Here is a 10,414-nt window from a genome sequence, read left to right on the forward strand (position 1 = left end):
GCGGACGTCCTCGCGGGCGACCGTCGTACGGCCGTGCCAGGCGGCGTGCGCGATCGCGGCGCGGGCGGTGACGATGTCGGCGCGCATGCCGTCGACGTCGAAAGCGGCACAGATCTCGGCGATCTTCAGCAGTGCCGCGTCGCCGAGGTGCACCTGGTCGACGAGCTTCTGGGCGGCCAGGATCCGGTCGGTCAGCGCCCGCTCCGCATCGGCGTACGACGCCGCGAAGGCAGCCGGGTCGGTCTCGAACGCGATCCGTCGGCGGACCACCTCCACCCGCAGCGCCGGGTCGCGCGGGGCGGCGATCTCGACTGTCAGCCCGAACCGGTCGAGCAGCTGCGGGCGCAGCTCGCCCTCCTCGGGGTTCATCGTGCCGACCAGCACGAAGCGGGCGGCGTGCTCGACCGAGACGCCGTCGCGCTCGACGGTCGAGCGGCCCATCGCTGCCGCGTCGAGCAGCAGGTCGACGAGGTGGTCGTGCAGCAGGTTGACCTCGTCGACGTAGAGGATGCCGCGGTGCGCGCGGGCCAGCAGGCCGGGTTCGTACTCGGCGACCCCCGACGAGAGCGCCTTCTCGAGGTGCAGCGACCCGAGCACGCGGTCCTCGGTGGCGCCGACCGGCAGCTCGACCAGGCGCACCGGTCTGGTCTCGGTGTCGGCGTCCGCGGCGAACGGGCCGTCGGGGGAGAGGGGGTGGGCCTCGTGGGGATCGGTGGAGAACCGGTCGTCGGCGATCACCTCGATCGGCGGCAGCACGGCGGCGAGCGCGCGCACCATGGTCGACTTCGCGGTGCCCTTCTCCCCACGCACGAGGACTCCGCCGACGGACGGGGAGATCGTGGTGAGGACCAGGGCGAGGGCCATGTCGTCGGATCCGACGACGGCGCTGAAGGGGTAGCGCTGGACAGGGTGGGGCTGTGGCATGGGGGCTCCCGCTCTCGTTGCCATCTGACAGGTGGCGGCGCGAGGCCGGTCTTCGGACTTCCAAGGTCAAGCCTTGGTCACCGCAGCGGGCCCTGTGCCGGATTCTCACCGGCTTCCCAGATTCTCCCCTCGACCTCCGTCGGGTGACGGCGACCTTCGGGGCACCTCGTGCCTTCGGCGTCACGGTAGCCGGTCCCGCCCCGGGTCTGTCCACGTGGCCACCACCCGGGCACGAGGACCCGGCCTACGACGTACGGTTGCGCGGTGAGTGCAAGCACTGCCGACACCGCCCTGGATCTCCGCGACGTCGCGTTCACCCGTGCCGGTCGAACGCTCCTCGACGACATCTCGCTGACCGTCCGTCGCGGTGAGCACTGGGCACTGATCGGCCCCAACGGTGCCGGCAAGACCACCCTGCTCAACATTCTCGGCGCGCTCACCTTCCCGAGCCGCGGCGAGGTGCACGTGCTCGGCCACAAGCTGGGCCGGGTCGACCTGCGTGAGCTCCGGCGTTCGATCGGCCACGTGAACCCGCGCCACCAGATCGGGTCGAACCTCTCCGTCGAGCAGGTCGTGCTCACCGGCGAGACCGGCACCAACGAGATGGTCCCGCGCTGGACGCCGTCGCCCGAGACCCACGAGCGGGCGCACCTGCTGATGAAGACCTTGGGCATCGACGCCGACGACCCGCACTGGCACACGATGTCCCAGGGCGAGCGTGGCCGTGCCCTGATCGCCCGGGCGTTGATGCCCGACCCGCCGTTGTTGCTGCTCGACGAGCCGAGCACCGGGCTCGACGTGGCCGCGCGCGAGCAGATGATCCAGACCATCACCGACCTGCCGAACGTGATTCCGGGGCTCACCTCGGTGACCGTCACCCATCACTTCGAGGAGCTGCCGGCGTCGATCACCCACGCCGTACTCCTGCGCTCGGGCCGCGTCGTCGCGGCCGGCCCGGTGGAGCAGACCCTGACCTCCGAGCTCGTCACCGACACCTTCGACCACCCGATCGAGGTGGGTCGTCGGGGCGGACGCTGGTTCGCCGTGGCCGGCTGAGCGATTAGGGTCGGCCCCATGTCAGCAGTCACCGTCATCGGTATCGGCGCGGACGGCTGGCCCGGCGTCACCGCCGCCCTGCGTCAGCGCGTCCTCGACGCCGAGGTGGTCCTCGGCGGGACCCGTCATCTCGAGATGCTGCCCGACGCGCCCGGCCAGGTGCGTGAGGCGTGGCCCTCGCCCCTGCGCGAGGGGCTGCCCGCCCTGTTGTGGAAGTACGACGGGCGCCGCGTCGTCGCGCTCGCGTCCGGGGACCCCTTCGTCTCCGGCATCGGTGGCACTCTGGTCGACCTGCTCGGTCGCAGCGCCGTCGTGGTCGAGCCGGCCGTGTCGTCGGTGGCGCTGGCACGGGCCCGGATGGGCTGGGACGACGCCACCGTCGAGGTCGTCAGCACGGTGGGTCGCGACGCCCACGCCGTCCTTCGGGCCCTCGCACCCGGGCACCGCCTGGTGGTGCTGTCCTCCGACGCGGGTACGCCGACCCAGGTCGCCGGCCTGCTCGTCGTTGCCGGCTACGGCTCCTCGAAGATGACGGTCCTGGGCGACCTCGGCTCCCGTGACGAGACCCACCTCGCCAGCACCGCCGCCGAGTGGGGAGGGCAGGCGCCACAGCTCAACGTGATCGCCCTCGAGCTGGTGGGACCGGTCGTCGGCGGTTGGTCGGCGGGACTGCCCGACAACGCCTTCGAGCACGACGGACAGCTGACCAAGCGCGACCTGCGTGCCTCGGCACTGGCCCGGCTCGCGCCCACTCCCGGCGCCGTGCTGTGGGACGTCGGCGCCGGTGCCGGCTCGGTCGGCATCGAGTGGATGCGCGCCCACCCCACCTGTCGCACGATCGCGATCGAGGGCAACGTGGAGCGAGCCGCTCGCATCACGCGGAACGCGCTGGCCCTCGGCGTGCCCGCGTTGGAGGTGGTCCAGGGCCGCGCTCCCGAAGCCCTCCACGGACTTCCGACACCCGACGCGATCTTCGTCGGAGGCGGCGCCACCGCAACCGGCGTGATCGAGAATTGCCTGGCAGCACTGGGATCTGGAGGCCGGCTGGTCGTCCACGGGGTCACCCTCGAGACCGAGGTCGTGCTCGCCAACGCCCACCAGAAGCACGGCGGCGAGCTGACCCGGCACCAGATCGAGACCGCGGCACCGATCGGCACCTTCACCGGATGGTCCCCCGCCCGCACCGTCACCCAATGGGCCCTCGTCAAGGAGCAGTCATGACCATCCACTTCGTCGGCGCCGGCCCGGGCGCGGCCGACCTGATCACGCTGCGCGCGGTCACCCTCCTGTCCCGGGCCGAGGTCGTGCTCTACCCGGGCACCTACCTCGACGGTGAGGTGCTCTCGCACTGTCGCGCCGACGCCGTCCGCGTCGACACCCAGGACCTCGACCTCGACCAGATGACCGCCGTCATGGTCGACGCGCACCGGGCCGGGCACGACGTCGTACGCCTCACCTCGGGGGACCCGTCGGTCTATTCGGCGCTGGCCGAGCAGACCCGGCGGCTCGACGCCGCGCAGGTGCCGTGGGACGTCACCCCCGGCATCCCGGCGTACGCCGCCGCGGCGGCCGCGCTCGGCCGAGAGCTGACGGTGCCGAAGCTGGCGCAGTCGGTGGTGCTCACCCGTGCCCAGGCCCGGTCGACGGCGATGCCGTCAGGGGAGACCCTGGACAACTTCGCGGCCACCGGCGCGACGCTGGTGCTGCACCTGGCGATCACCCGCACCCGCGAGCTGGCCGAGCAGCTGACCGCCCACTACGGCGCGAGTTGCCCGGTGGCCGTGGTCTCGCGGGTGAGCCAGCCCTCGGAGCTGGTCCTGCGCGGAACCCTCGCCGACATCGCCGACCAGGTCGAGGCCGCGAACCTGCGCCAGGCGGCGTTGATCATGGTCGGCCCCGCGATCGACCCGGCCGTGGTTGCGGAGTCCTACCTCTACGACCCCGCCCGCGACCGCTCACTCAAACGCTGACCCGTCGTGAGTTCGCGCCGACCCGTCGTGAGTTCGCGCCGACCCGTCGTGAGTTCGCGCCGACTCGACGTAACGCGGCGTCCAGGCCTGCCCGTTGGTCGTACGCCGGGTGCTCGAGGCGCCGATGATCAGCAGGCACTTCATGTCGATCGTCGTCGGGTCCAGCTCGCCGAGCGTGGTGACGGTCAGCGACTCCTCGTCGCGGCCGATGTCGCGCCCGACCACCACCACGGTCTCCGCGGAGCGATGCGCGAGCAGCACCTTGTGGGCCAGGACGATCTGCTCGGTGCGCGAGCGGGAGGCCGGGTTGTAGATGCCGAGCACCAGATCGGCCTCCGAGACCGCACGCAGCCTGTCCTCGATGACGGACCACGGTTTGAGCCGGTCGCTCAGGCTCATCACCGCGAAGTCCGCGCCCACCGGAGCTCCGGCTCGGGCGGCCACGACCTGGATCGCACTGACCCCGGGCAGCACCCGGACGGGCACGTCCTCGTACTCACCCTCGGCGGCCTCGAAGACCGCCGACGCCATCCCGAAGACGCCCGCGTCACCGCCGGAGACCACCGCGACCCGCTGGCCCGAACGGGCCAGGTCGAGAGCCAACCGTGCCCGGTCGACCTCGACCGTGTTGCCGGAGGCGTGCCGGGTCAGACCGGCCCGTTGCGGCACACGGTTGACGTACGGCGCGTAGCCGATCACGTGCTCCACGTCGGCCAGTGCCGCGCTGGCCTCGGGGGTCAGCCAGTCGTCCGGACCGGGGCCCAGGCCGATCACGAGCAGCTCGGCAGCCGGGGCAGGGGTGGACCCGACCGACTCGTCAGCCACGCCGTTGGCGGACTCGACAGACTCGACCACCGCACCGGACAGCGCCGTACGCCGGCCGCCGGGGTCGTCGGTCAGCGAGTCGCCGGGCACCACGATCAGTGAGAAGTACGGGACTGACGACGGGTCGACCTCAGTCACCTTCATCCAGCGTTCGGCCGGCATCGAGGCCCGCTCGATGTACCACGCGTGTTCGAGTCGACCGGCCTGCGCGAGCGCGTCGACCACGCCCGGGAAACGCCGTCCCAGCTTCATGATGATCGCGCCGTCGGTGTCGGCCAGCCGTCGGGCGAGCTCGGGCACCGGCAGCGTTCCCGGCAGCACGGTGAGCACGTCGGTCTGGCGCACCAGCGGCGTCGCGACGACGGCAGTGGCGGCGGCGAACGCGGGCACACCCGGCACGACCTCGGTCGGGAACAGCGGTGAGAGCCGGTCGTGGAGATACATGAACGAGCCGTAGAAGAGCGGGTCGCCCTCGGCCAGTACGACGACCGTGCGGCCAGCGGCCAGATGATCCGACAGTCGCGAGGCACACGACTCGTAGAACTCGGCCATCGCGCCGGCGTACCCGCCAGGGTGCGCCGTCGGGCCGGTGGTGACCGGGTAGCGCAGCAGTTCCTCGACGACGTCGTCGGGGATCAGGTCGGCCGCGATGCGTCGCGCGTTCGACTCCTTGCCGACCCCTGCGTGGTAGGCGATCACGTCGGCCTCACCGATGAGGCGGGCGGCCTTGCGGGTGATCAGCTCCGGGTCGCCGGGGCCCAGCCCCACGCCGTACAGATGACCGGTCATTCCTTCTCCTGGGCGAGGGCGTTGAGAGCAGAGGCGGTCATCGCGGAGCCACCCCGACGACCCCGCACCGTGAGGAACGGGAGGTCGATGCCGTGGTCGTCGGCGAAGGCGGCGAGTGCGTCCTTCGACTCGGCGGCCCCGATGAACCCGACCGGACAGCCGATGACGGCGGCCGGTCGGGGAGCCCCGTCGGCCAGCATCTCGAGCAGGTGGAACAGCGCCGTCGGGGCGTTGCCGATGGCCACCACCGAGCCTTCGAGCCGGTCGGCCAGGAGGGAGAACGCGGCCGCGGACCGCGTCGTGCCGAGCTCGCGCGCCAACCCGGGAACCCGCTCGTCGCGAAGCAGACAGACCACGTCGTTGTCGCGGGGGAGCCTGGCACGCGTGACGCCGGCGGCCACCATGTGAGCGTCGACGATGATCGGTGCACCGGCGTCCAGCGCGCCCCGGGCAGCGGCCACCAGCGACGGATGGATCACCAGGTCGTCGGTCAGGTCGGTCTGCCCGGTGCCGTGCACCATCCGGACCGCCACCTTCTCGGCGTCGGCGGGCAGGTGCTCGAAGCGAGACTCGGCACGGATCGTGGCGAACGAGTCGACGTAGATCGCCGAGCCGTCGTCGATGTAGTCGTAGCGACGCGTGGGCCTGGACGGTGCAGCCGGTGCAGACAACTTCACTCCTCGGGGTTCTCGCCCCAGTGCGGCAGTGTGCGGGATTGTCCTGGTGTCAGTGTCTGGCTCGGCCCTCTCGGGCCTCACAGTGGCGGAACCGCCCCGGAGTCGCACCGGGTTCCTGTCCACAGGACGTCAGGCAGCCTAAGCGGTCGACGGCCCACGCGGGGCGGCGGGCCGGATGGTGGCCATGTGCCGGTCGGTCAGTCGCACACGATCACGGAACGCCACGGCGTGACCACGAGATGGTCGGGCCGACCCGTGACCAGGCGCTCGAGGAGCCCGGGCGTGAGCAGTCCGTCGGCCACGGCCACGTGCTCCACGCCCTCAGCCAGCCGCCCGTACGCCGGCGGGTCGGTGCTCACTCGGGTTCGGGGGTCCCGATCTCGGGTCTCGGTCAACGGCCGGTCGAGTTCGGTGACGTGCCACGGCGACGTGGGGCCCGTGCCGCGGGCCGCCACGAACGCACCGGCCAGCGCCAGCAGCTCCGGGACGGCTCGTTCGAGCGGCACGACCTCGCCCCAGGCCTCACCGATGCGCAGTTGCACCGTGTCGGCGTCGAGCGCCACCCACCCCAGATCGCAGTTGCGCCCCACCACGTCACCGCGCCCGTCGTCGAGCACGAAGAGGAACCGCGCGGACAGTCCGGCGTACGTCGGATCCGCGCAGAGGGCCTCGTCGAGCGCCCGGGCGAGCGGCCGCAGGTCAGCCCGGCCGTTGTTCCGTGGATTGCAGTCGCCTGGTGACTGCGATCCACGGAGATCCTCGGTGAGCAGGCCCGAGAGCGGCGAGACCATGATGTTGCGCACCAGCTCATGGGTCGGTGAGGGCAACAGGCCGGTCGCTTCGATCGCGGTCACGACCTCCGACGCCAGGCAACCGCCGTCGGCGGGCAGCGCGCGCAGTTGCAGGTTTGCCCGTTTGGTCAGGTGCACCGTGCCGTCGCCGTACGTCGTCGCGACCTCGAGCAGCCGGGTCAACGACGTGGGGGAGACCTGCCCGCCGACCAGACGCAGCCGCACCAACGCGCCGTCCTCGGCCGGCCACGGGCGCAGCACGCCAGGACACAGGTCTCGTCGGTGACGGACGGCAGGGGAGCTCACGGCGGCATCGTCCCATGCGTCGGCCTGCCAAGGGGCTCCGGACGAACGTTGATACGGTGCTGGTGCCGTGGTGTTCGGGAAGCCGGTTCAATGCCGGCGCGGCCCTCGCCACTGTAACCGTCGAGTTGACGGCCCTTGCGGTGCTCGACCCTGAAGCAGAGGGGGACGGGCACCGGACCACTGGGAGAAGTCCCGGGAAGGTCGGCCAGAGACGCTGAGACGGAAGCCAGGAGACCGGCCACGGCGCGTCATGTTCCACGAGGGTTTGGAGAAAACCAATGGTCGGTCGACCTCTGCGCACCCCGATGCGCTGCGCCATCGTCATCCGCGGTGCCGTTCTCGGCACCGCCTTCGTCCTCACTCTCGCCGGATGCGCCGAGGCGCCCGCGCTGGAGAGGAAGGCGGCGGATCCGTCCGACGGGGACTACCCCGTCGAGGTGACCAGCTGTGGCCACACCTCCACGATCACGGCTCGCCCGACGAGGGCGGTCACGCTCAACCAGGGCGCCACCGAGGTGGTGCTGGCACTCGGCCTCGAGGACCAGCTGGCCGGCACGGCCTACCTCGACGACGCCGTCCCCCCGAAGTGGAAGAGGGCGTACGACGAAGTGCCGGTGCTCTCGAAGGAGTACCCCACCCACGAGGTGCTGCTGAAGACCCAGCCCGACTTCGTCTACGCCTCCTACGCCAGCGGCTTCGACAAGAAGGTGGCCGGCAGCCAGGAATCGTTGGAGAAGACGGCCACCGGCTCCTACCTCTCGCCGTTCGGCTGTGACGACGAAGAGGAGCGCCCGAAGGCGACCTTCGAGGCGGTCTGGCAGGAGATCGACGCGATCGCGGCCGCGTTCGGTGAACCCGAGAAGGCCGCCGACTTCCGCGCCGAACAGGGGGAGACCCTCGAGGAGCTGGCCGCGACGAAGGTCGGCACGGGCGTCGATGTCCTCTGGTTCGACTCCGGGGACAAGAAGCCGTTCGTCGGAGCCGGTGGCGGCGGCCCGCAGCTGATCCTCGACGCCGTCGGCGCGACGAACATCTTCGCCGATCTTGACGGGGGCTGGGCCGACGGCAACTGGGAGGACGTCCTCGCCGCAGACCCCGACGTGATCGTGCTCGCCGACGCGTCGTGGTCGACCGCAGAGGACAAGGTCGCCTACCTGGAGAGCGACCCGGTCCTCAGCCAGCTCACCGCGGTGAAGGCTGAGGCCTACGTCACGATCCCCTTCTCGGAGTCGACTCCCGGCGTCAGACTCGCCGACGGCGCGGCGTCGGTGTCCAACCAGCTCGACGAGCTCGCACCGAACCCGTGACTGTCCTACGAGAGCGAAGCGCACCGGTCCTCGGGCGTGCCACATTCCCCGCCCACAGCCGCCTGCTGGGTCCGTTCATGCTGTCGGTCGCCGCCGTGGCGCTCGTGCTCAGCATGGCGGTCGCGCTCGGGATCGGATCCGTGTCCGTGCCGGTGCTCGATGTACTCGCGGTGGTGGGCCGGCGGCTGAGACTCGGCGACTTCGGCGTACCGCTGGTCGACGACCAGATCGTGTGGCAGCTGCGGATGCCGCGCGTGCTCGGTGCCGCGGCCGTCGGTGCGGCACTCGCCGTGTGCGGCGCCGTTCTGCAGTCCCTGACCCGCAACGATCTCGCCGACCCCTACCTGCTCGGCATCTCCGGGGGAGCAGGCGCCGGTGCAGTCACCGTGATCGTGCTCGGTGTCACCTTCGCTGGCTTCGCGGGGTCGGCCGCAGTCGCCACCGCCGCGTTCGTCGGTGCCCTCGGTGCCCTCGGCCTCGTGCTGGGACTGGCCGCAGGTCGAGGCGGCGCCCTGGCCCCCACACGCACGGTGCTGGCCGGGGTCGCGATCGGCCAGATCTGCGCGGCGTACACGTCGTTCCTGGTGATCGTCACCGGTGACCGTGACTCCGCCCGGCGGGTGCTCGACTGGACGCTCGGCTCGGTCGCCGGCCTGCGCTGGGGTACGACGATCCCGCTCACCGTCCTGGCGGTGCTGGCCACGGTGCTCGTCCTCGGAGTCTCCCGTCAGCTCGACGCGTTCGCGTTCGGTGAGCTCTCCGCACGGTCGCTCGGCATCGAGGTCACCCGGCTGCGCTGGGTCCTGTTGGTCGGCACCGCCCTGGTCACCGCGGTCCTGGTGGCGTTCGTGGGCGCGATCGGCTTCGTGGGGCTGGTGATTCCGCACATGGTGCGCCTCGTCACGGGGCCCGGGCACCTGTTCCTGCTACCGATGTCCGCCCTGTGCGGGGCCATCCTCCTGGTGTGGTCCGACACGATCGCTCGGACGGCGGTCGCCGGCCAGGAGATCCCCCTGGGCGTGGTCACCGGTGTGCTCGGCGCACCCGTCTTCGCGTTCCTGCTGCGCCGACAGGGGAGCGAGACATGAAGCTCGAAGCGCGCTCCGTGGCCTGGCGTGCCAACGGACGAACCATCATCGATGGCATCGACCTGCTCTGCGAGCCCGGCACCGTCACCGGGCTGCTGGGGCCCAACGGCTCGGGCAAGACCACGCTCCTGCACGTGTTGGGCGGTCTGCGTCGCCCGAGTGCAGGAGCCGTGCGGGTCGACGAGGCCGGGCTCCACCGGATCCCGGCGCGGAACCGAGCCCGGGCGATCGCGCTGGTCGAGCAGGGTTCCTCCACCCACCTCGACCTCACCGTCCGACAGGTGGTCGAGCTCGGCCGGATCCCGCACCGCGGCCGCTGGCAGGCGTCGTACGACGACCGCGAGGTCATCGACGACGCGATGAGACTGGCCGACATCGACGAGCTCGCCGACCGTCACTGGCCCACTCTCTCCGGTGGTGAACGCCAGCGCACCCAGCTGGCCCGGGCGATGGCCCAGCGTCCACGAGCGCTCCTGCTCGACGAACCCACCAACCACCTGGACCTGGGGCACCAGCTCGACTTCCTGGCCAGGGTCCGCGAGCTCGGCCTGACCACGGTGGCCGCGCTCCACGATCTCGAGCTGGCCGCCGCCTTCTGCGACCGCGTCGCGGTGCTCGACCGCGGCCGGCTGGTCGCGGCGGGACCGGTGGCCGAGGTGCTCACCTCCGAGCTGATCGAGG

10 protein-coding genes and 3 riboswitches are annotated in these 10,414 nt (G+C 71.4%); of the genes, 6 read left to right on the top strand and 4 right to left on the bottom strand.

Features of this window, described 5'->3' with window-relative positions; all coding sequences use genetic code 11:
- Window positions 1-924 (bottom strand): ATP-binding protein (locus NJ4_RS05780; RefSeq protein ID WP_245644478.1); only part of this gene is annotated, 924 nt, incomplete at its 3' end.
- Between the two features lie 26 nt (window positions 925-950).
- A riboswitch (cobalamin riboswitch) is annotated at window positions 951-1,108 on the bottom strand.
- An 80-nt stretch (window positions 1,109-1,188) separates the two neighbouring features.
- On the opposite strand from NJ4_RS05780, the gene NJ4_RS05785 reads away from it, so the two are divergent.
- From NJ4_RS05785 to cobM, 3 genes are read left to right on the top strand one after another with little or no spacing between them, the layout of a single operon-like run.
- Window positions 1,189-1,980: an ABC transporter ATP-binding protein gene (locus NJ4_RS05785; RefSeq protein ID WP_082748216.1), complete on the top strand. Its 792-nt coding sequence runs from the start codon at window positions 1,189-1,191 to the stop codon at window positions 1,978-1,980.
- A gap of 18 nt (window positions 1,981-1,998) precedes the next feature.
- Window positions 1,999-3,201, top strand: coding sequence for a bifunctional cobalt-precorrin-7 (C(5))-methyltransferase/cobalt-precorrin-6B (C(15))-methyltransferase (locus tag NJ4_RS05790; RefSeq protein ID WP_067431572.1), 1,203 nt, complete (start codon window positions 1,999-2,001; stop codon window positions 3,199-3,201).
- Window positions 3,198-3,950, top strand: coding sequence for a precorrin-4 C(11)-methyltransferase (gene cobM / locus NJ4_RS05795; RefSeq protein WP_067431575.1), 753 nt, complete (start codon window positions 3,198-3,200; stop codon window positions 3,948-3,950). Before NJ4_RS05790 ends, cobM begins: the two co-directional genes overlap by 4 nt.
- Here cobM and NJ4_RS05800 read toward each other — a convergent pair.
- From NJ4_RS05800 to NJ4_RS05810, 3 genes are all read right to left on the bottom strand, one after another.
- Window positions 3,936-5,564, bottom strand: coding sequence for a precorrin-2 C(20)-methyltransferase (locus NJ4_RS05800; protein WP_067431578.1), 1,629 nt, complete (start codon window positions 5,562-5,564; stop codon window positions 3,936-3,938). The two genes, cobM and NJ4_RS05800, sit on opposite strands and share 15 nt — an antisense overlap.
- Window positions 5,561-6,235, bottom strand: coding sequence for a precorrin-8X methylmutase (locus NJ4_RS05805; protein WP_067431593.1), 675 nt, complete (start codon window positions 6,233-6,235; stop codon window positions 5,561-5,563). The genes NJ4_RS05800 and NJ4_RS05805 overlap by 4 nt, the downstream gene beginning before the upstream one ends.
- Before the next feature lie 36 nt (window positions 6,236-6,271).
- A riboswitch (cobalamin riboswitch) is annotated at window positions 6,272-6,388 on the bottom strand.
- A 50-nt stretch (window positions 6,389-6,438) separates the two neighbouring features.
- Window positions 6,439-7,338: a hypothetical protein gene (locus NJ4_RS05810; protein WP_067431581.1), complete on the bottom strand. Its 900-nt coding sequence runs from the start codon at window positions 7,336-7,338 to the stop codon at window positions 6,439-6,441.
- Window positions 7,339-7,389: 51 nt separating this feature from the next.
- A riboswitch (cobalamin riboswitch) is annotated at window positions 7,390-7,595 on the top strand.
- Between the two features lie 48 nt (window positions 7,596-7,643).
- Between NJ4_RS05810 and NJ4_RS05815 the strand changes: the two genes are divergently transcribed.
- From NJ4_RS05815 to NJ4_RS05825, 3 genes are all read left to right on the top strand, one after another.
- Window positions 7,644-8,645 carry an ABC transporter substrate-binding protein gene (locus NJ4_RS05815; RefSeq protein ID WP_067431596.1) on the top strand — a complete coding sequence of 334 codons (1,002 nt, stop codon included), beginning with the start codon at window positions 7,644-7,646 and terminating at the stop codon, window positions 8,643-8,645.
- Between the two features lie 77 nt (window positions 8,646-8,722).
- On the top strand, window positions 8,723-9,733 hold the full coding sequence (locus NJ4_RS05820; protein WP_067431585.1) for a FecCD family ABC transporter permease: 1,011 nt from the start codon (window positions 8,723-8,725) through the stop codon (window positions 9,731-9,733).
- Window positions 9,730-10,414, top strand: a 685-nt coding sequence (locus tag NJ4_RS05825) for an ABC transporter ATP-binding protein (protein ID WP_067431587.1), incomplete at its 3' end; no start/stop codon positions are given. The genes NJ4_RS05820 and NJ4_RS05825, both read left to right, overlap by 4 nt.

The sequence above is a fragment of the Nocardioides jensenii JCM 1364 = NBRC 14755 genome (assembly GCF_001552535.1).
In the GTDB taxonomy this organism is placed as follows: Bacteria; Actinomycetota; Actinomycetes; order Propionibacteriales; family Nocardioidaceae; genus Nocardioides; species Nocardioides jensenii.

Coding starts and splice junctions, on each gene's coding strand:
- NJ4_RS05790 (WP_067431572.1), top strand. CDS start 1,999: ATGTCAGCAGTCACCGTCATCGGTATCGGCGCGGACGGCTGGCCCGGC.
- cobM (WP_067431575.1), top strand. CDS start 3,198: ATGACCATCCACTTCGTCGGCGCCGGCCCGGGCGCGGCCGACCTGATC.
- NJ4_RS05800 (WP_067431578.1), bottom strand. CDS start 5,564: ATGACCGGTCATCTGTACGGCGTGGGGCTGGGCCCCGGCGACCCGGAG.
- NJ4_RS05815 (WP_067431596.1), top strand. CDS start 7,644: ATGCGCTGCGCCATCGTCATCCGCGGTGCCGTTCTCGGCACCGCCTTC.
- NJ4_RS05820 (WP_067431585.1), top strand. CDS start 8,723: ATGCTGTCGGTCGCCGCCGTGGCGCTCGTGCTCAGCATGGCGGTCGCG.